This window comes from Actinocorallia longicatena (assembly GCF_039534125.1).
Classification (GTDB): domain Bacteria; phylum Actinomycetota; class Actinomycetes; order Streptosporangiales; family Streptosporangiaceae; genus Actinocorallia; species Actinocorallia longicatena.
This window is the reverse complement of sequence record NZ_BAAAUV010000046.1, coordinates 1-19,893: the sequence shown is the minus strand read 5'-3', so window position 1 is coordinate 19,893 and position 19,893 is coordinate 1. Positions and strand designations below refer to the sequence as shown.

Annotated in this window: 17 protein-coding genes and 1 pseudogene; 10 read left to right on the top strand and 8 right to left on the bottom strand. The window is 73.2% G+C overall.

What is annotated here, in order from left to right:
* Position 1: 1 nt before the first annotated feature.
* Together galK and ABD785_RS39360 are read right to left on the bottom strand one after the other, a co-directional pair.
* Entirely contained in the window at positions 2-1,069 is a 1,068-nt protein-coding gene (galK, locus tag ABD785_RS39365) for a galactokinase (protein ID WP_344839421.1), read from the bottom strand.
* Positions 1,066-2,121 carry a galactose-1-phosphate uridylyltransferase gene (locus ABD785_RS39360; protein ID WP_344839418.1) on the bottom strand — a complete coding sequence of 352 codons (1,056 nt, stop codon included), beginning with the start codon at positions 2,119-2,121 and terminating at the stop codon, positions 1,066-1,068. The genes galK and ABD785_RS39360 overlap by 4 nt, the downstream gene beginning before the upstream one ends.
* Positions 2,122-2,249: 128 nt before the next feature.
* Between ABD785_RS39360 and ABD785_RS39355 the strand changes: the two genes are divergently transcribed.
* Positions 2,250-2,588: a HEAT repeat domain-containing protein gene (locus ABD785_RS39355; RefSeq protein WP_344839416.1), complete on the top strand. Its 339-nt coding sequence runs from the start codon at positions 2,250-2,252 to the stop codon at positions 2,586-2,588.
* Between the two features lie 6 nt (positions 2,589-2,594).
* Here ABD785_RS39355 and ABD785_RS39350 read toward each other — a convergent pair whose 3' ends face one another.
* Positions 2,595-3,500 (bottom strand): TIGR03564 family F420-dependent LLM class oxidoreductase, encoded by a 906-nt coding sequence (locus ABD785_RS39350; protein WP_344839412.1) that lies wholly within the window; start codon positions 3,498-3,500, stop codon positions 2,595-2,597.
* Positions 3,501-3,630: 130 nt separating this feature from the next.
* On the opposite strand from ABD785_RS39350, the gene ABD785_RS39345 reads away from it, so the two are divergent.
* Complete coding sequence (locus ABD785_RS39345; RefSeq protein WP_344839409.1) at positions 3,631-3,912, top strand: hypothetical protein; 282 nt, start codon at positions 3,631-3,633, stop codon at positions 3,910-3,912.
* Between the two features lie 66 nt (positions 3,913-3,978).
* Entirely contained in the window at positions 3,979-4,401 is a 423-nt protein-coding gene (locus tag ABD785_RS39340; RefSeq protein ID WP_344839406.1) for an RNA-binding S4 domain-containing protein, read from the top strand.
* 72 nt (positions 4,402-4,473) lie between these two features.
* On the opposite strand, the gene ABD785_RS39335 is transcribed toward ABD785_RS39340, so the two are convergent.
* The 3 genes from ABD785_RS39335 to ABD785_RS39325 are packed head-to-tail and all read right to left on the bottom strand — an operon-like array spanning position 4,474 to position 8,735.
* Entirely contained in the window at positions 4,474-5,478 is a 1,005-nt protein-coding gene (locus ABD785_RS39335; RefSeq protein ID WP_344839403.1) for a TIGR03617 family F420-dependent LLM class oxidoreductase, read from the bottom strand.
* A 33-nt stretch (positions 5,479-5,511) separates the two neighbouring features.
* Positions 5,512-7,059, bottom strand: coding sequence for a cellulose binding domain-containing protein (locus tag ABD785_RS39330; protein ID WP_344839400.1), 1,548 nt, complete (start codon positions 7,057-7,059; stop codon positions 5,512-5,514).
* 11 nt (positions 7,060-7,070) lie between these two features.
* Positions 7,071-8,735, bottom strand: coding sequence for a carbohydrate binding domain-containing protein (locus tag ABD785_RS39325; RefSeq protein ID WP_344839397.1), 1,665 nt, complete (start codon positions 8,733-8,735; stop codon positions 7,071-7,073).
* A 135-nt stretch (positions 8,736-8,870) separates the two neighbouring features.
* Here ABD785_RS39325 and ABD785_RS39320 point away from each other — a divergent pair, with 135 nt between their 5' ends.
* The 3 genes from ABD785_RS39320 (at position 8,871) to ABD785_RS39310 (ending at position 12,027) form a co-directional block, all read left to right on the top strand.
* Positions 8,871-10,361: a glutamate-cysteine ligase family protein gene (locus ABD785_RS39320; RefSeq protein WP_344839395.1), complete on the top strand. Its 1,491-nt coding sequence runs from the start codon at positions 8,871-8,873 to the stop codon at positions 10,359-10,361.
* Between the two features lie 13 nt (positions 10,362-10,374).
* Positions 10,375-10,938: a TetR/AcrR family transcriptional regulator gene (locus ABD785_RS39315; RefSeq protein ID WP_344839391.1), complete on the top strand. Its 564-nt coding sequence runs from the start codon at positions 10,375-10,377 to the stop codon at positions 10,936-10,938.
* A 69-nt stretch (positions 10,939-11,007) separates the two neighbouring features.
* Positions 11,008-12,027 carry a zinc-dependent alcohol dehydrogenase gene (locus ABD785_RS39310; protein ID WP_344839389.1) on the top strand — a complete coding sequence of 340 codons (1,020 nt, stop codon included), beginning with the start codon at positions 11,008-11,010 and terminating at the stop codon, positions 12,025-12,027.
* A gap of 4 nt (positions 12,028-12,031) precedes the next feature.
* Here ABD785_RS39310 and ABD785_RS39305 read toward each other — a convergent pair whose 3' ends face one another.
* Positions 12,032-14,008, bottom strand: a complete 1,977-nt coding sequence (locus ABD785_RS39305) for a hypothetical protein (RefSeq protein WP_425547875.1) — start codon at positions 14,006-14,008, stop codon at positions 12,032-12,034.
* 61 nt (positions 14,009-14,069) lie between these two features.
* Positions 14,070-15,077 (bottom strand): Lrp/AsnC family transcriptional regulator, encoded by a 1,008-nt coding sequence (locus tag ABD785_RS39300; RefSeq protein WP_344839385.1) that lies wholly within the window; start codon positions 15,075-15,077, stop codon positions 14,070-14,072.
* Positions 15,078-15,180: 103 nt separating this feature from the next.
* Here ABD785_RS39300 and ABD785_RS39295 point away from each other — a divergent pair, with 103 nt between their 5' ends.
* From ABD785_RS39295 to ABD785_RS39280, 4 genes and pseudogenes are all read left to right on the top strand, one after another.
* Complete coding sequence (locus tag ABD785_RS39295) at positions 15,181-16,692, top strand: MFS transporter (RefSeq protein WP_344839383.1); 1,512 nt, start codon at positions 15,181-15,183, stop codon at positions 16,690-16,692.
* Positions 16,693-16,705: 13 nt separating this feature from the next.
* On the top strand, positions 16,706-18,364 hold the full coding sequence (locus ABD785_RS39290) for a serine/threonine-protein kinase (protein WP_344839381.1): 1,659 nt from the start codon (positions 16,706-16,708) through the stop codon (positions 18,362-18,364).
* Between the two features lie 103 nt (positions 18,365-18,467).
* Positions 18,468-19,460, top strand: a complete 993-nt coding sequence (locus ABD785_RS39285; protein WP_344839378.1) for an alpha/beta hydrolase — start codon at positions 18,468-18,470, stop codon at positions 19,458-19,460.
* 24 nt (positions 19,461-19,484) lie between these two features.
* A pseudogene (locus ABD785_RS39280) lies at positions 19,485-19,893 on the top strand (hypothetical protein); the annotation flags it as partial.

Below are 19,893 nucleotides of genomic sequence, written 5' to 3'. Positions count from 1 at the left end.
GCTAGCGGGCGTGGGCGCCGGGGGACGCGACCGCCTCCAGGAAGACGGGGGAGGTCCAGCCGTTCCCGGCGAAGACGGTGGTGACCGCGGTCCGCACGCGCGGCAGGGCGTCCAGGTGGACCAGGGCGAGGATGGAGCCGCCGAAGCCGCCGCCGAACATCCGGGCCCCGAGCGCGCCCGCGCCGAGGGCGGCCTCGACGGCCGCGTCGGCCTCGGGCCAGGAGACCTCGTAGTCGTCGCGCAGTGAGACGTGCGAGGCCGTGAGCAGGGGGCCGATCGCCGCGATCTCGCCCCGCCGCAGATGGCCGACGGCGGCCTCGACGCGCAGGTTCTCGCCCACCACATGCCGGACCCGGCGGCGCAGGACCGGGTCGTCGAGCGGCGGCTCGGGATCGGTGAGCTCCCGCAGCGCCGCCACGCCCAGCAGCCCGGCCGCCTTCTCGCAGGACGCCCGCCGGTCGGCGTAACCCCCGTCGCCGAGCCGGTGGTCGGCCCTGGTGTCGACGACGAGGACGCGGTGGTCGCCGAGGTCGAGCGGGATCTGCGCGGACTCGCCGCTCGCGCAGTCGAGCAGGAGCGCGTGCCCGGCCCTGCACAGCAGCGACGCCGACTGGTCGAGGACCCCGCAGGGCACCCCGGCGTAGCGGTTCTCGGCCCGCTGGGCGACCAGCACGAGCTCGGCGCGGTCCAGCCGCACCCCGTAGAGGGCGGTGAGGGCGAGGGCCGTGGCGCACTCCAGCGCCGCGCTGGAGGAGACCCCCGCGCCCGGCGGAAGATCGGAGACGAACCGCAGGGTCGCCCCGCCGACCGGATGCCCGGCTTCGCGCAGCACGCCCGCGACCCCGGCGACGTAGGCGGCCCAGCCGGTGACCGATCCGGGCTCCAGGCCCGCGAGGTCGACGGTCTCCGACCGGCCCTGGGAGTGGATCTCCAGCAGGCCGTCGTCGCGGCGCGACCCGGCGACCGTGACGCCCTGCGGCAGCGCGAACGGCAGGACGAGCCCGGCGTTGTAGTCGGTGTGCTCCCCGATCAGGTTGACGCGACCCGGCGCGTGCCAGACCCCGATCACGAACGGTCTCCCGCGGCGCGGAAGAGCGCGGCGGCGGCCTCGGGGGACACGTCGTTGATGAAGGCGCCCGCGGACGACTCGCTGGAGGCCAGGAACTTCCACTTCCCCGCGGCCCTGCGGGTGGTGAACATCTGGACGTAGAAGTGCGAGAGGTCGGCGCGGTGCAGGACCGGGGCCTGATGCCAGCAGGCCATGTAGGCGGTCGGGTCGCCGAAGAGCCCGTCGAAGCGGCGCAGGACGTCGCCGTACAGAGCCATGAGCCGGGGGAGGAGCTCCCCGGGCAGAGCGGCCAGGTCGGGCACGCAGGCCAGCGGCGCGAGGTGCACCTCGTAGGGCCAGCGGGCGGCCTCGGGCACGTAGGCGACGAAGTCGTCCGTCGCGGCGACCACGCGCGGCCCCGCCGCCTCGGCGGCGACGACCGAGCAGAGCAGGCAGCCGCCGTGCTCGGCCCGGTGCGCGCGGGCCGAGGCCAGCACGGCGGCCTGGACGGGCGGAAGATAGGGGTAGGCGTAGATCTGGCCGTGCGGATGGGACAGGGTCGCCCCGACCTCGGCGCCGCGGTTCTCGAACACGAAGACCTGCTCGACCCCGGGGAGCGCCGACAGCGCGGCCGTCCGGTCGGCCCAGGCCCGGCCGATGGTCGTCAGCCGGTCCGCGGGCAGGCCGGAGACGGAGCGGTCGTGGTCGGCGGAGAAGGAGACGACCTCGCACCGGCCGCCGACCGCCCCGCCCAGGGAGGGGAACCGGTTCTCGAAGACGGCCACGTGGTAGTCGGCCGCGGGGACCTCGGTCGGATGCCCCGGCCGGGACGGGCAGAGCGGGCAGTCGCCTCCCGCGGAGCTGACCGTCCGGGTCTGGCGGTGCGCGGCGATCAGCACGGGCTGCCCGGTCAGGGGGTCGCGGCGCAGCTCGGCACCGGGGGTGAACGGTGCCAGGTCCCTGGTGTCGGAGGCCGTCCGGTCGTGGCCCGGCTCGTCGTCGAAGTAGAGGATCTCCCGGCCGTCGGAGAGCACCCCGGCCGTCCGGGCCCCGGTCTCCAGCACACTGCTCATGACATTATCAACACTTTCAAACATATGATGTTGGATTATGTTGGAATCATCTCTCAAAATCCGGCATATGTCCACACCCGGGATGATCGGGACCGGAACTGTCGGCGGGGGATCGTAGGATGCCGGGCATGTCGCGACAGCGGTTCGACCGGGCCATGGAGAGGATGCGCAGCCAGGACGTCCGGCTGCGGCAGGACGGGTTCGACTTCGTGCGTGAGCACGCCGACTCCTACGTCACCGAACTGATCGAGGAGTTCGGCCGTGAGCCCGCGGGCGAGCTGCGCCGCTGGCTGCTCGAGCTGATCGCGGAGGCCCGGTCGGAGGAGGCCCTGCCGGTCTTCGCCGCCGTGCTGGACGGCCACGACGAGGATCTGCGGTTCTGGGCGATCCGGGGGCTGGAGGAACTGGACACGCCCCTGGCCCGCAGGGAACTGGAGCGGGCCGGGGGCGAGCCGTGGAGCTACTGAGCCGGGTCAGGCCAGGGACTTGAGCAGGGCCCGCGTCCTGATGCCGTCCTTTCCGGAGGCGTACTCGCCCGCGATGAAGTCGGTGACGCCGATGGCGGCGAGGTCCTGGATGCGGGCGGCGACGGTGTCCTCGTCGCCGACGATCGCGACGCCCTCGGGGCCCGTCGCGCCCTCGCGGTCGAGCATCGCCCGGTAGGACGGCAGGAAGCCGTAGACCTTGAAGACGTCGGCGGCGCGGGCCGTCGCGGCCTCGGGGTCGTCGGTCACGCAGACCGGCAGGATGCTGATGACGCGCGGCGCGGGGCGGCCCGCCGCGGCGCCCGCCGCCGTGATGGTCGGGATGGTGTGGTCGCGCAGGGTCGCGGGGCCCGTCATCCAGGTGACGGTGCCGTCGGCGCGCTCGCCCGCGAGCTTGAGCATCTGGGTGCCGAGCGCGGCGACGACCACGGGCACCCGGCCGGTGCGCGGCGGCGACAGCGTGATGTTCCCGGTCAGCGTCTCGCCGGTGAACTGGGCGGGCTTGTCGTCGAGCAGAGGCAGCAGGACCGACAGGTACTCGTCGAGATGGCGCAGCGGACGGCTGAAGTCGTGCCCGAACATGCCCTCGATGACGATCTGGTGCGACAGGCCGATGCCGAGGGTCAGCCTGCCCTCGACGGCGAGCGCGGTCGTCAGGGCCTGCTGGGCCAGGGCGGCGGGGTGGCGCGGATAGGTGGGGACGACCGAGGTCCCCAGTTCGAGGCCGGGGATCCCGCTGCCCGCGACGGCCAGCGAGGTCAGGGCGTCGAGGCCGAAGATGTGGGTGGCCCACGCGGAGGACAGGCCGTCGTCGGCGGCCCGCTGAAGGGTGGTCCGCAGCTTGGCCAGGGCGTCAGGTCCAGTGGGTTCGGTCAGGCCGATGCCGATGCGCATGGGCCGCAGCCTACCGAACGGCGTTCTGCAACCCCGTGCCGCCCGAAAACCCCGGCAAATGAGTAAAAGGGACCAAAAGGGGGATTCATCGGGTCCGAGGCTCGGTCGGTTCCGGCAGTGGATGTGAGAAATGCTCGCAGTGGTCGGCGTCATCCTGATGGTCGTAGGCACGGTCCTTCTCGTGGGCGATCCGGCGGGCGGCGTCAGCCTGGTCCTCCCCGGCATCGTCACGGTGCTCAGCGGAGCGGCCCTGCTCCTGTTCGCCCTTCTGTTCGCCGGCCGGATGGGCCCGAACCGCCTGCTCGCCAGCAGGCGCCGCCGGGTCGTCGCCGATGCCCCCGTCTCCCTGCTCGAGGCCCCGGCGGACGCCGCCGACGCACCCGAGAGCCCGCAGCCGCGCCTCGATCTCTGAGGTAGCGATCTTTGAGGCAGATCGTCCCCGGTGTGCGGGGGGCGGTGGCGAAGTAGAGTCGCGGGCATGGCTGGTGAGGTGCTGAGCGGGCGGGTGGACGCCTGGATCTGGTCGGTGCGGATGGTCAAGACGCGCTCGCTGGCGGCCGACGCGTGCCGGGGCGGGCATGTGCGGGTCAACGGCGTGCGGGCCAAGCCGGCGCAGTCGATCAAGGTGGGGGACGAGGTCAGGGTCCGGGTCGAGGGCTGGGAGCGGGTCCTGGTCGTCAAGAAGATCATCAGCAAGCGGGTCGGGCCGCCGGTGGCCGTCGAGTGCTATGTCGACAACAGCCCGCCGCCGCCCGCCCGGGAGACGGCCGTCGCCGTCCGCGACCGCGGCGCGGGACGGCCCACCAAGCGCGAGCGCCGCAGCATCGAGAAGCTCTTCGGACGGCCCCAGTGGCAGCCGCGCCGCCCCGAAGAGGACGACCCGAGCGACGACGAGGCCTGACGGCCCTGTGCGGGGCTTCCCTCGGCGCGGGGCGTCTCAGCTCAGTGCGGGGCGTCACAGCGCGCAGGTGTCTCAGTGCAGGGCGTCCAGGAGCGTGGTGAGCGCCTCCGGGGACGGGACGTGCGGGGTGCACAGGGCGATCCGGTCGGCGAGCCCGGTGGCACGGGCGCGGATCGCCGCGGCGACCTGGTCGGGAGAGCCCGTCACGGCGATGCGGTCGAGCAGCTCGTCGGGGATCAGGCCGGGCAGGTCGCCCCAGCGGTTCTCCCGGGTGAGGGCGCGCAGCGCGGGGTGGAGTTCCGCGGCGCCCTCGGCCTCCAGGACCGGCAGGTAGGCGGCGGTGGAGCCGTAGAAGGCGATCATCGTCCTGGCGGCCTCGCGGGCGGAGGCGACCTCGGCCTCGTCGCGGCCGGTCCCGACGATGAACTGGTGGCAGATCTCCAGGTCGGAGCGGCTGCGTCCGGCGGTGGCCAGGCCCTTGTCGAGGGCGGGCAGCGTGGTCGTCTCGACCGAGGCGGGGGAGTTGAACGGGTGGATGAGGTAGCCGTCGGCGACCTCGCCCGCGACGGCCGTCATCAGCGGGCCGACCCCGGCGACCAGGACGGGCGGTGTGCCGTGCGGGTTCGGGCCGGGGGAGAACAGCGGCGGCATCAGGGTGTGGGTGGTGAACTCGCCCCGGAAGTCGAGGGGCTCGCCGGTCTGCCAGGAGTGCTGGATCGCCTTGATCGCGAGCACGTACTCCCGCATCCGCGCCGCCGGGCGGTCGAACGCCGCTCCGTAGCGCCGCTCCACGTGCGCCCTGACCTGGCTGCCGAGCCCGAGCCTGAACCGGCCGCCGCTCAGCAGGTGCAGATCGTGCGCGGTGTGCGCGAGATGGACGGGGCTGCGCGGGAAGGCGACCGCGATGTTGGTCATCAGATCGAGCCCCGCCGACGCCGCCAGGGTCAGAGGCAGGAAGACGTCGGCGGGGCCCTCGAAGGTGAAGACGCCGTCGAAGCCGAGGCCGCGCAGGCGCTCGGCGGTGGCGGCGACCTCCCCGGGAGCCACGGTGAGCTGTGCGTCGATGCGAAAACCCATCCGTGCCTCCCGAGCAAGCGTTAGGTCGACACTCTAGAACCCCGCGGTGATCTGAGTGAAGGCCCAGTCGGCCTGGGCGATGCCGCTGCAGTTGGAGACGACGCCGCCGCCGGCGCAGCCGCGGTCACGGTTGACCGACCAGTAGGCGAGGCGGCCGAGCCCGTGGGACTTGGCGTAGTCGCGGATCTGGGTCCAGATGGCGGTGGTCGTGAGCTCCTGCTGGTCGGACAGGCCGTTCATGCCGGAGATGCCGGTATGGGCGTAGGCCGTGGCGTCGTCCCAGCCGTAGGTGGTCTTGAGGAAGTTCTTCAGGCCCTCGAGGGCGTTGACGGTGTTGCCGTACATGTCGTTGCCGCCGCCGAAGTCGAACGGCATGATCGTCCAGTTGTCGATGCCGACGCCCAGGGCCTTGGCCTGGGTCATGAGCCGCTGGGCGTAGTAGCCGGGGCCCGTGGTCGAGGTGCCGAAGGTGATGACGACCTTGGTGTTGGGGTTGTTCTGCTTGACGATCTTGAGCCCGCCGAGGATGCGGTCCTGGACGGTCGTGTTCTCGAACTCGTCGGTGTTCTCGATGTCGAAGTCGACGGCCACCGGCCCGTAGGCGTTGATGACCTGCTGGACGGCCGCGGCGAAGTCGGCGGAGGTGGCGCAGTTCGGGCCGAGCTTGTTGCCCTGCCAGCCGCCGAAGGAGATCTGGACGCCGCCGCCCGCCGCCTTGATCGCGGCGATGGTGGAGGCGTCGACGCCGCCGGTCAGCGGTCGGCTGGAGTCCCAGGCCGGGGTGCAGCCGCCGCCGGACAGCATGAACGCCATGGTGAAGGCCTTGACGCCCGTCGCGCTCATGACGGAGGTGGGGCTGGGCGGGTTGCCCCAGCCGAGGTAGAGGTAGGGGGCGCCGGCCAGCTTGGAGCCGTTGCTCGTGCAGCCGGTGGTCGTGACGCTGACGGAGCCGCTGTGGGCCGACTCGCCGTTGGCGTTGTAGGCGGTCACGTTGTAGGTGTGCGGGGTGCAGGTGCCGAGCCCGCTGATGGTGGCGCTGGTGCCGGTGACGGTGGCCTTGACGGTCGAGCCCTCGTACACGCGGTAGCCGGTGACCGTCCCGCTGGAGCCGCCCCACGACAGGGCGACGCTGGTGTTGGTCGCGCTCGCGGTGGGCGTTCCGGGGGTGCCGGGCGCTCCGGTCGTGGGGCCGCCGGTACAGGCGGCGCCGTTGATCGTGCAGCCGGTCGGGGCGCTGAAGTTGCCGGGCGCGCCGTTGAAGCCGAAGGTCGCCGAGGCGCCGGCCGCGAGCGTCGGGGCCCAGCCCGGGTTGGTGAAGGTGTAGTGCTGGCCGCTGCGGACCATGGTGGCGTCCCAGGCGGAGCTGATCGAGAAGCCCGAGGGCAGGTCGAACTGGACGTTCCAGCCGTTGATCGCGCTGGTGGTGCCGTTGGTGACGGTGTACTTGCCCTCGAAGCCCGAGCCCCAGTCGGAGACCTTGGTGAAGGACGCGGTGACGGGCGCGGCCTGGGCGGGCGCGGCCACGGTGACGACGGACGCGACGCCGAGCAGCGCCGCGACGAGCAGGTTTCTGATTCTCATGGGGGGATCCCTCAGCCGGTGAACGCGGAGAAGACGGAGGTGAACTCGTAGGCGGACTGGGCGACCCCGCTGCACGTGGGGGACAGGGTGCCGCCGGGGCAGCCGCCGTTGTCGCGGCCGATCGACCAGAAGCCGATCCGCCCGACGTGGTTGGACTGGGCGAAGGCCAGGAGCTTCCTGGCGTCCGCCTGGGTGGTGATCGGCCCGGTGTCGTTCTTGCCGATCATGGGAGTGAGACCGAGCATCCGCCGGAGCCGGGCGTCGGTCCGGCCCGGCCAGATCGTCTTCATCTGGCCGAGGGTCGCGGAGGCCGCCGAGACGAGCGCGTCGCCCCAGTCGCCGGTGAAGCCGAAGTCCATGAGCATCGGGTTGACGAGGACCTCGAGCCCCTTCGCCGCGGCGTCCTGGAGGATCTGCACGGAGAACGGGTCGATCCCGTAGTCCTGGCCCTGGATCCGCAGCGTGTAGCTGATCGTGGTGCCGCGTTCGGCCTGGAGCTGCTTCAGCGCGGTGTTGACCTTGGCGACGTCGATGGAGGCCTCGATGTCGACGTCGAGGTGGTTGGTGCCGACGGTGTCGAGGACGTTCTCGTAGGCGGCGAGCAGGCTCGCGGAGGTGCCGCAGACGTGCTCGAGGTAGGGACCGGCCGCGCCGCCGGTGGCGACGATGACCTGCCCGCCCGCGGCCTGGAGGGCCCGGACGTCGTTGATGATCCGGGAGTCGTTCAGCGGGATCGTGCCGCCCCAGGCGGGGTTGCAGCCGGTGCTGTCGCCGAGGGCGAAGGCGAGGGTGAAGTACTTCTGGCCGGTGGCGTTCCGGACCGAGGCCAGGCTGGGCGTGGGGAAGGTGATGTCGATGTAGGGCGCGAAGGTGATGTTCGCGGGCGGCGGAGTGGTGGTCGTGCTGGTCGTGCCGCCGGCGGCCGCGCTGTAGGCGGAGGTGTTGCCGGCGGCGTCGCGGGCCCGGACCTGGAAGGAGTAGGCGGTGTTCGCCGCCAGGCCGGTGGCGGTGTAGGAGGTTCCGGACACCGTGACGGGCGTCGAGGTGCCGGAGCGCAGGACGTCGTATCCGGTGACGCCCACGTCGTCGGTGGAGGCCGTCCAGGTGACGTTCAGGCTGCTGGAGGTGGGCGATCCGGCGGAGACGCCGCCGGGGACGGTCGGAGCGGCCGTGTCCACCGGGGTGGTCGTGCCGCCGGGGCCGTCGAGGACGACGTCGTCGGCGGCGTAGGCGCCCTGGCCGTACCAGCCGTTGAGGTAGACGGTCACGGTGGAGGCCGAGGGACCGGTGGTGAAGGTCGTGGAGACCTTGGTCCAGGTCGCGCCGGGCGCGGCCCAGGTCTGCGGGTCGGTGCCGCCGGTCCCGGTGGCGCCCAGGAACACGTAGTTCCCGCGCACCCAGGCCGACAGCGTGTAGGCCGAGGACGGCTTGACGCCGACGGTCTGCCGGCAGCGGGCGAGGTCGTCGCCCGCGGGGGTGGCGGTCAGCGCGCCGCTCCCGGTGTGGACCGGGCTGGAGACGGCCGCGGCCCCGGACGACGCCGAGCAGGTCCAGCCGCTGAGGCCGTTCTCGAAGCCGGGATTGGACGCGATGTTGGCCGCGTGTGCGGCCGTGGCGGGCAGCAGCACGCCGCCCAGGAGCGTGACGACCGCGACGGCCGCCCTCGAAAGGTGCATGGGTCCCTCTCGCCTTAAGGTTCTTTTAGGAAAGCTTCCTAAAAGTCGGCGGGATGGTAACCCGGCCACACCCGGCCGACAAGGCCCAGGGGCCGTACCGGGTTAGCGGCCCCGGGAAAGTGGCACAGTGCGTTCATGGGCAAGGACGTCGAAGCGGTCGAGATCAGTGGCGAGGACCGCAGGCAGTACCGCGAGAAGGTGCGCCGGTGCCTGGATGTGCTGGCCCGGATGCTGCGCGAATCCCGTTTTGAATTCGGTCGTCCGCATATCGGATTGGAGATCGAACTAAACCTGGTCGACGCGGCGGGTGATCCGCTCATGCGCAACACCGACGTGCTCGACGCGATCGCCGATCCGGCCTGGGAGACCGAGCTGGGCCGCTTCAACCTCGAGATCAACGTGCCGCCGCGCGAGCTGGGGGGCGCGGGCGCGCTGGAGGAGGAGATCCGCGACAACCTGAACAACGCGGAGGACGCGGCCCGCACGGTCGGCGCGAGCCTGGTCATGGTCGGCATCCTCCCGACGCTGCGCGAGTCCGACATCCATCTGGAGAACCTGTCGGGCAACGACCGCTACCACCTGCTCAACCAGCAGATCTTCGCGGCGCGCGGCGAGGCGATGCCCATCGTCATCGAGGGGGCGGAGCGGCTGGAGACGGCCGTCGAGAGCATCACCCCCGAGGCCGCCTGCACCAGCGCCCAGTTCCATCTCCAGGTCAGCCCGGAGGAGTTCGCCGCCGCATGGAACGCCGCCCAGGCCATCGCGGGCGTCCAGGTGGCCGTCGCGGCCAACTCGCCGTTCCTGTTCGGCCGGCAGCTGTGGCACGAGAGCCGGATCACCCTGTTCGAGCAGGCCACCGACACCCGCCCGGACGAGCTGAAGGCGCAGGGCGTCCGGCCGAGGGTGTGGTTCGGGGAGCGCTGGATCACCTCGGTCTTCGACCTGTTCGAGGAGAACACGCGCTTCTTCCCCGCCCTCCTGCCGATCTGTTCCGAGGAGGATCCCGTCGCCGCCTTCGAGGCGGGCGAGACCCCGACGCTCGACGAACTGACCCTGCACAACGGGACCGTCTACCGCTGGAACCGGCCGGTCTACGCCGTCGTCGAAGGGCGTCCGCACCTGCGGGTGGAGAACCGGGTGCTGCCCGCGGGGCCGACCGTCGCCGACACGATGGCCAACGGCGCGCTCTTCTACGGCCTGCTCCGCTACCTCGCCGACGAGGACCGCCCGGTCTGGACCCGGATGGGCTTCTCCGCCGCGGAGGAGAACCTGCACCGCGCCGCCCGGCTCGGCATCCACGCCCCGCTGGCCTGGCCCGACCCCGACGGCCGCGACCACGGCGACCCGACCGCGGCCCGGCTGGTCCTGCGGCGGCTGCTGCCGATGGCCGCCGAGGGCCTGGTCCGGCAGGGTTTCGACCCCGGACGCCGGGACCGTCTCCTCGGCATCATCGAGCAGCGGTGCGCGGCCGAGCGGACCGGTGCCGACTGGCAGATCGCGACCGTCCGGGCCCTCGAGGAGCGCCGCAACCTCACCCGGCCCGAGGCGCTGCGCGCCATGATGCTCCGCTACATCGCCAACATGCACACCAACGAGCCTGTTCACACCTGGCCCGTGGAGGCGTGAGTACGCTGACCGGATGGCGACCGACTCCCGGCAGCGCATCGAACTTGCCGCCTGTGACCTGCTGTCCCGCCACGGATACCACGGTCTCGGGCTGAAGGCCCTGAGCCGGGAGTCCGAGCTTCCCTACGGCTCGATCTACCACCACTTCCCCGGCGGCAAGGAGGAGATCGCCGCCGCGGCGATCGAGGCCTGCGGCGACCTCGTCGCCGGCATGATCCGCTCCCGCACCCCGGACGCCTCGCGGTTCGGCCGCGACCTGTTCTCCTTCATGGCCCGGCGGCTGTCCGGCTCCGGCTGGGCGGACGGCTGCCCGGTCGGCACCCCGGCCCTGGACGGCGCCGCCGACTCCGAGCTCGTCCGCGAGGCCTGCGCGCGCGCCTTCGCCGCGATGACCGAGGCCGTCGCGGGCCTGCTGGTGGCGCTGGAACTGCCCGCGGACCGGGCCGCGGACCTGGCCACGACGATCGTCGCCGCCTACGAGGGGGCCGCCATGCTCGCCCGCGTCCAGCGCTCGGACGCCCCCCTCCGCACGGTGGGCGAGGCCATGGCCGGGCTCGTCCGCCAGGCCCTTCCCTGAGGCTTCGCGGCCCGTGTCCCGCCCGCCGGGACCTTGACTGGAAAGAACGTTCTAGCGACAGTAGAGGGCATGAGACGACTGATGCTGGACGGTCCCGGCGCGCTGCGCTGGGAGGAGGCCCCTGATCCGGAGCTCACCGGGGCGGGGCAGGCGATCGTGCGCCCGGTCGCGGTGGCGACCTGTGACATCGATCCGGCCGTGCTGCGCGGGGCCTTCCCGCTGGCCGGGCCGTACGCGTTCGGGCACGAGGGGGTCGCGGAGGTCGTCGCGACCGGGCCCGGGGTGACCGGGTGCGCCCCGGGCGATCTGGTGATCGTGCCGTTCCAGATCTCGTGCGGCCGGTGCGCGCCGTGCTCGCGCGGGCGGACCGGGAACTGCGCGGAGCATCCGAGGCTGTCGACCTACGGGCTCGGGCCGCTCGGCGGGCTCGCCTGGGGCGGGCTCTGGGCCGACCTCGCGCTGGTCCCGCACGCCGACGCGATGCTCGTCCCGCTGCCCGGCGGGGTCGATCCCGTCGCGGTCGCCAGCGCCAGCGACAACATCCCCGACGCCTACCGGACGGTCGCGGGCCCGCTCGCCGACGAGCCGGGCGCCGAGGTCCTGGTCGTCGGCGGCGGGGGATCCCCGTCGATCGGCCTCTACGCCGCGGGCCTGGCCGTCTCCCTCGGCTCCGCCCGGGTCGTCTACCTCGACCACGAGCCGTCGCGGCTCGCCGTCGCCGAGGCGCTGGGGGCCGAGCCGGTCGAGAGCCCCTACCGGGGCAGGCACGGGACGTTCCCGGTCACCGTCGATGCCAGCGGCGACCACGAGGGCGTGCGGCTGGCGCTCCGGAGCACCGCCTACGACGGCGTCTGCACGGTCGCGACCGTCTATTTCGAGGACCCGCCGCTGCCGCTGTTCGGCATGTACACGCGCTGCTGCACCCTGCGCACGGGCCGGGCGCACGTCCGGCCCGACATCCCCGCCGTCCTCGATCTGGTCGCCTCGGGGCGGTTCGACCCGCGGCCGGTCACCTCCGACGTCGTGCCCTGGGAGGACGCGCCGGAGGTGCTGGCGGCGGGGCCGCTGAAGCTGGTCGCGTCCCGCTGAGGGCTCAGCCCCCGGCGGCCCGGCAGGGGAGCCCCGCGCAGACGTCGACGATCTCGCCCGTCTTCAGGAAGATCGCGGCCTGGCGGCGGGCGTCGGCGGACTTGCGCGGGTCGGAGTGCGGGTCGCGGGTGTCGGACGAGGGCGGGGTGTTGGTGAGCGGCTGGTAGGGCGAGCCGCTGTCCCAGATCACCAGGCCGGAGCCGGTGAAGGGGCCCTCGGGCAGGGCCGGGATGCCCCAGTAGGGGACGGTGTCGGGGTTGCGGCCCTCGGCGGTGGCGGGCCGGTGGATGCGGGCGCCGATCGTCCGGGCCTCGACCTCGGCGGCGAGCGGCGAGACCTGGTGGTCGCCGAACGCGACGTGCATCAGCACCTGGTGCGGCGGCGTGCCGGGCAGCGGGTCGGAGGTCATGTGCTGGGCGTAGCCGTCGGCCTCGCCGCGGTCCCACAGCATCTGGAGGAGCGCCAGCCCGATCTGCTGGTCGAGCCTGTCCGGATAGGCGAGGTTCATGACGGTGGCGTAGGTGCTGAAGTCCGTGCTGCGGTTCAGCAGGGTGCTGTAGTTCATCCCCGGGACGCCCAGCACGGACCTGCGCAGATCGGTGGAGACGGCCGTCAGGGCGCCGCCCATGATCCCGCCCTGGCTGTTGCCGTCGTAGGACAGGCCGAGACTCGTGTCGATCACGGACTTGCCGCCGGGGGACCGGAACGCCCTGTCTCCCGCGAGGCCGGTGGTCATCGCCCGGCCCAGCCACATCATGTTCAGCAGGCCCTGCTGCATCCGGTCGGCGAGGGCGGGGAAGCCGCTGAGGTCGGCCAGCGCCAGGACCGCTGTGGCCACGTCGTCCTGGGACAGCCCGGCCCATTTGGTGGCGCAGAACACGAAGCCGTGCTCGGCAGCCAGCGCCTTGACCGCCCCCGAGCCGACCTCGGACTCGGCGCCGAGCAGGCCGTGCCCGTAGAGCGCGGCCCGGCCGGGGGTGGAGTAGGCCGAGCGGGGGATCTCACACTGGAATCCGGCGAGCTGGACGTTGAACGGGAGCTGGGACGGCAGCCCGTCCGGCCCGTAGTGGAAGCGGGATCCGGGCGGCCCGCCGGGCAGGTTCAGGTAGCTCGGCACCGAGATCGTGCCGCGCACCTCGCGGGCGATCGGGTCGTCGGCCGGGTTCTCGGTGACCTCGGTGACGAGGTAGCCGGGGGTGCGGGCGCCGAGCTTCGCGAACGCGTCGTCCCTGATCTTCAGGATCCGTTCCGACAGGTTGCGCCCGCTCGCGACCGTGAAGTCCCACGCCAGGTAGAGGCCTTCGGTGGTGACGCCGCGCGCGGCGAGGTCGGCGAGGGTGGCCCGCTCGGCGGCCTGCCGGGCCCGCAGCGGGTCGCCGGCGGGCAGGTCGGGGCCGAGCAGCCGGGTGAAGGCCGCGGTCGGCGGGATCACCCGCCCGGCCGCGTCCCTGAGATCGCGGAGGGCGACGGCGTAGCGGTGCCCCTCGAGGAAGTTCTTCGCGGGCCGGACGATCAGCGCCCGCCGGGCCGGATCGGTGGCGTTGGCGTCGAGCTCGGCGAAGTAGGGCCAGCGCTCGCCGGTGGCGGTGTCGACCACGACGATCGGGGCGTCGGGCGCCAGCGACCCGCCGATGTCGGTGATCGGGGCGGCCCCGGTCCGCGCCAGGTCGAGGCCGGGGACGTGCGCGAGCAGCATCGAGCCGGGCGAGAACCCGTCGTTGCGGTTCCACTCGGCCGGATCGACCGCCTTGCCGAGGGTGTTCCTCGGGGTCTGCGCGGCCGTCATGTCGATCCGCCGCCCCGTGCCGGTCTTCGGGTCGCCGACGGTGTACCAGTCGTTGGGGAAGGGCAGCAGGCACGCCGCCGGATCGATCGGATCACATCCGGCCGCCGCCGGTGCCGCCGCAGCCCGCGCCGGTACGCCGAGCAGCGACGCCAGGACACCCGTCAGGACGATCACGCTTCGAGCCCGCACCCGCATCCTCCAGAAGCCGAACAATCTTCGCGAGTGTCCAGCAGCATGCGCGTTCGGCGGGCCCGGGTCAATGGGGTCGGGGGGCCTCGAACCGGGCGGCGGGCATGACGGCTCCGCCCTGCTTCAGGGTGATGGTCACGGGCGCCGACTCGATGCTCTGGACGCCGGACAGCGAGCCGATCCTGGTCGTCAGGTACGTGTAGAGCGCCTCGGGGCTCCGGCAGCAGACGATCGCGGTGAGGTTCGACGAGCCGGTCGTCGCCGCGGCGAAGGGGACCTCCTGGTGGCGGGCCAGTTCGGTGCCGACGGCGTCCAGGTCGGCGGGGTGGACCTTCAGCCAGAGCCAGGCCTGGGAGCGCAGCCCGAGCAGGTTCACGTCCACCTCGAGATCGAAGTAGAGGACCCCGGCGGCGCGCAGATGGTCCATCCGGCGGCGCAGGGCCGACTCCGACCAGCCGACGTCCGCCGCCAGCTCCGCGTTGGGGATGCGGGCGTCCCGGCCGAGGAGGGCGAGCAGGGCCAGGTCGGGCTCGGCGAGCTCGAACGGCTCCTCCGCGACCGGCGGCGCCGGGGGCCGCCGGAGCTCCTTCACCCGGTGCTCGTCGAGGCCCTCGATGAGGGCGGCGCCGTCGCCGAGCGAACCGCCCGCGAACAGGTGCAGCATCGAGTGGGCCGAGACCGCGGTGATCCGGGAGCTGCGCGGCAGCTTGTCGAGCAGCAGGGACGAGCGGGGATCGGGCACGGCGGTCCGCACCCCGCAGAGGATCTCGGCGCCGCCCGACATCAGCTGCACCCAGACGGTGTCGGGCCGCCGGGCCAGCGCCCGGCCGATCTCGGGGGCCGAGCCCGGCGCGCACTGGAGCCGCACCCACCAGCTCGATCCGCCGGTCCTGCGGTGGTCGCACAGGCCGACGACGCGGATCAGCCGCTGCCCGCGCAGCCGCCGGTACCGGCGGGCGACGGTCTGGTCCGAGACGCCGATGACCTCGGCGAGACGGGCGAAGGAGACCCGGCCGTCGAGACCGAGGCCGTGCATGATCTGGCGGTCCAGCGCGTCGATGATGACGGTTTCCACCACCACAGCCTAAGCGGTGTCGGATTCCGCGCCGGATCCCCGGTCCGGCTCCCGGTTCCGCCCGCGGACGCCCGAACCTGGGGTGACGCGAAAGGGGACTCACATGCGTAAGTGGCTGCCGCTGGTGGCGATCTGCACGGGTGCGTTCATGCTGCTGGTCGACGTCACCATCGTGGTGGTGGCGCTGCCGGACATGGCGACCGGGCTCGACACGTCCTTCTCCTCACTCCAGTGGGTCATGGACGTCTACGCGCTGCTGCTCGCGGCGCTCCTGCTCGGCGCGGGATCACTCGCCGACCTGATCGGCCGCCGCCGGGTGTACGTGGCGGGGACCGTGCTGTTCGCCGTCTCGTCGCTGGCCTGCGGGCTGGCGCCGGACGCCGGATTCCTGATCGCCGCCCGCGGGGTGCAGGGCGTCGGGGCCGCGGCGATGTTCGCGACCACGATGGCGCTGATCAACAGCATCTACCAGGGCCGGGACAGGGGCGTCGCGTTCGGGGTGTGGGGCGCCGTCAACGGCGCCGCCGCCGCGGCGGGGCCGATCGTGGGCGGGCTGCTGGTGTCGCCGTTCGGCTGGCGGGCGGTGTTCCTGATCAACCTTCCGGTGAGCGCGATCGCGGTCGTGCTCACGCTGAAGGCCGTCGGCGAGTCGAGGAACCCGCACGCCCGCCGTGTGGACGTCCCGGGGACGGCCGCCTTCGCCGGGGCCATCGGCCTGGTCACCTACGGGCTGATCAGGGCGGGCGAGACCGGCTGGAGCGAGGGCGGGACCGTGGCGTCGCTGGCGGGCGGCGCGGTGCTGCTCGCCGTCTTCGCCGTGGTCGAGACCCGGCGGGACGAGCCGATGCTGGACCTGCGGCTGTTCCGGAACCCGTCCTTCACGATGATCATGATCGCGGGGGCGCTGCTGACGCTCTCCGCCTTCGCCTACGGCGCCTACCTGTCGCTGTGGATGCAGTCGCTGCTGGGGCTGAGCGCGATCCAGACGGGGCTGGTCATCCTGCCGATGAGCGCGGTCGCGTTCGTCGTCGCGGGGGCGGGCGGGCGGTTCTTCCACGAGGCGGCGCCGCGGCTCACCATCGGGATCGGCCTGCTGTTCATCGGGGCGGGGGCGCTCGCACAGGCGGTGCTGTCGGCCGGATCGAGCTGGTGGGCGGTCATGCCGGGGCTGGCGATCGTCGGGATCGGGGTCGGCATCGGCACCCCGGCGCTGTCGTCGGCGGCGATGGCGGCGGTGCCGGTCGAGCGCAGCGGGATGGCGGCGGGCGCGGTGACCACGTTCCGGCAGGTCGGCTTCGCGCTGGGCATCGCGGTGCTCGGCGGCGTCTTCCGGGACGGGATGGCGGGCTCGCTGGAGGGGAGGGTACCCGGCTCCCGGGAGATGGCCGACGCGCTGAGCAGCGGCCGGGCGCAGGCCGTCCTGGAGCGGGCGCCGCAGGCCCGGCATCTGGTGGAGGGCGCGTTCGCGCACGGGCTGAACCTGACGCTGGTCGTGTCGGGGGTCCTCGGCCTCGCGACGGGGGCGCTCGTGCTGCTGATCGTCCGGCGGCCCGGTCACAGTTCGGGACGAACCACTGCTGTTCCGGGTGCGGAGATGGTTTCCTTGGGGGACTGATCGAGGAGTACGGATGGACGCTCTGACCCCCGGGGACCCGCTGGTCCTGGGCCGGTACACCCTGCAGGGACGGCTCGGGGAGGGAGGTCAGGGCGTCGTCTATCTGGGCAGGACCGCGGCCGGTGAACCGGTCGCGGTCAAGGCGCTCAACCCGGCCCTGGTGGCCGACCCCGAGGCGCTGCGGCGGTTCGCGGGCGAGGTCGACCACGTCCGGCAGGTGTCGTCGTTCTGCGTGGCCGAGGTCCTCGACGCCGATCTGACGGGGGAACGCCCCTACGTCGTCAGCGAGTTCGTCGAGGGCACGTCGCTCCAGGAGACCGTCGTGCGGGAGGGCCCGCGCGGCCCCGGCCAGCTCCGGCGGCTCGCGGTCGGCACCATGACGGCCCTCACCGCCATCCACGCCGCAGGGATCGTCCACCGCGATCTCAAGCCGCACAACGTCCTGCTCGGCCCCGACGGTCCCCGCGTGATCGACTTCGGGATCGCCCGGGTGCTCGGCTCCCAGGCGACCGCGGTCGGCACGGTGATCGGCACCGTCGTCTACATGGCGCCCGAGCAGGTGCTCGGCGGCGAGATCGGGCCCGCGGCCGACCTGTTCGCCTGGGCGTCGACCATCGCGTTCGCGGCGGGCGGGCGTCCGCCGTTCGGGACCGGCGGGGCGCCCGAGGTGATGTACCGGATCGTCAACAACGAGCCGGAACTGCCGGCGCTCCCGGCCGACCTGCGCGAGGTCGTCCGGGCCTGCCTGGCCAAGGACCCCGCCGCCCGGCCCGCCGCCAAGGACGTCCTGCTGAAGCTGATCGGCGACCAGCCGACCGCGCCGGACGCCCCCGGCGGCCTGGAGGCCACCGTCCCCGGGCCGCCGGCCGAGCGGACCTTCGTCGAGCCCCCCGCGCTGACCTCCTACCAGGCGGGCCCGGTGGCGCTCCCGCGGGCGTCGCGGCGCAAGCCCCTGGCGATCGGGGCGGCGGCGGTCGCCGTCGTCGCGGTCGCGGGCCTCGCCTTCGCGTTCTGGCCGGACGGCGGATCGGGGACGCCCCCGGCCGCGAAGCTGAGCGGGCAGCCGCTGTACTCCGCGGACTTCAACTCCCAGCCCGACTGGGACGGCTACCGCTTCGTCCCCGAGGGCGGCGCCGACCAGCGCTCCCTGCACGGCTACGAGCCCGACAAGGGCGACTACGCGATGCTCGCCGACACCTCCTACCCCCGCAATCCGGCGCTGTCCCCGGTCCCGGCCAAGGACGCGACGGCCGCCGAGCCACGGCTGATGATCGCGGTCCAGGCCCGGATCAGGGAGCTGGACGGCGCGGGCGAGGTCGGCCTGCTGTGCCGCTGGAACGAGGAGGACGGCAGCGGCTACCTGTTCCTGCTGAGCTCCACGGGGAACGCCCGCATCGTCCGCTACGCCGCCGGTTCCAGCCGGGATCTCGGTTCCGCGAAGACGACGGCGGCGGAGAAGGGCACGGCCGTCCGGCTCCAGGCCGACTGCCGCGCGGACGGCAAGGACCTCGTCTTCACCGTGAACGGCAAGGCGGTGGTCGGCGCGTCCGACGCCGAAGGGCTCCCGGCGACGACCATCGCCCAGGTCGGGCTCGTCACCCAGGTGCCCGAGGCGGGGAGCAACAAGGCGATCGCCGCCTTCGACGACTTCATGGTCACCCGGCCGTCGTGAACCCCAGCACCCCGCCATCCGGCGGGGTTCCTCCGCCGGATGGCGCTGCCGTCCGGCGTCCGGGCGGGACAGGATGGGGGCCTGTCGAGGTGAGGAGAAGGTCATGACGTCTTCCGAGGTGGTCCACCCGCCGGTCCCGTTCGATCCGGAGCTGGCCGCGGCGCTGGAACTGCTGCGCGGGCTGATGCCGGAGCGGATGACGATCGAGGCCGTCCACGAGATGCGCAGGCTCGGCGCGACGATGCCCCAGCCGGACCTCGCCGCGATAGAACTCCAGCTGGAGGGCGCCTACACCCTGGAGGAGAGGTTCGCTCCCGGTCCTGAGGGAGATCCCGAGGTCCCGGTGCTGGTGTGCCGGCCGTCCGGGGCGGCGGGCCCGGTGCCGGGGATCTACTTCGTCCACGGCGGCGGGATGGTGCTCGGCGACAACCGGACCGGCCTGCTGGAGACCCTCGCGCTGGCCGGGGAGCTGAAGGCGGCCGTGGTGTCGGTCGACTACCGGCTCGCGCCCGAACATCCCCACCCGGCGCCCGTCGAGGACTGCTACGCCGGGCTGCTGTGGACGGCGGAGAACGCCGCCGAGCTGGGCGTCGACCCCGGCCGTCTCGTGATCGCCGGGACGAGCGCGGGCGGCGGGCTGGCCGCCGCCGTGGCGCTGCTGGCCCGCGACCGGGGCGGACCCGCCCTCGCCGGGCAGCTCCTGGCCTGCCCGATGCTCGACGACCGCAACGACACCCCCTCCGCCCTCCAGATGGCGGGCCTCGGCGTCTGGGACAGGACCGCCAACGACACCGGCTGGACCGCGCTCCTGGGCGAGGCCCGCGGCACCGACGCCGTCAGCCCCTACGCCGCCCCCGCCCGCGCCACCGACCTGTCGGGGCTGCCGCCCGCCTTCATCGACGTCGGCTCGGCCGAGACCTTCCGCGACGAGGACGTCGCCTACGCCTCCCGCATCTGGCAGGCCGGAGGCGCGGCCGAACTGCACGTCTGGCCGGGCGGCTTCCACGGCTTCGACATGATGGCCCCGCACGCCGCCCTGTCCCGGGAGGCCCGCCAGGCCCGCGCCGCCTGGCTGCGCCGCGTCCTGGGCGATTGACCTCCCAGGCGATTGAATGGAGGCGTGAAGGAGCTGGCGGGACGGCTGGAGGCCCTGGACGCCGACGCGGGGGCCGCGCTGCGGGCGATCGCCTACTTCGACAAGCTCGTCGAGGGCAGGGCGAGCCTGGAGGTACTGGTCAGGGGGGTGGCCGTGCTCGCGGGTTGCCCCGCGAGGCTGGAGGCCCCCGACCACGGCGTCCGGTTCGGGATCGCCGGCGACGGCGTCCGGATCGAAGACCCCGGACCGGCCGATCCCGCCTGGCCAGGGGTCCCGCTGACCGAGGAGGGACCGCCCGCGCTCCGGCTGGAACGGCCGGGGCCGCCCGGCGTCGTCGACCTCGTGATCCTCGAACGCGCGGCGACGGCCGTCCGGGCGGTGCTCGGCCGGACCAGGGGCCGGGCCTCTCCCGCCGATCCCGCGCTGGTCGAGG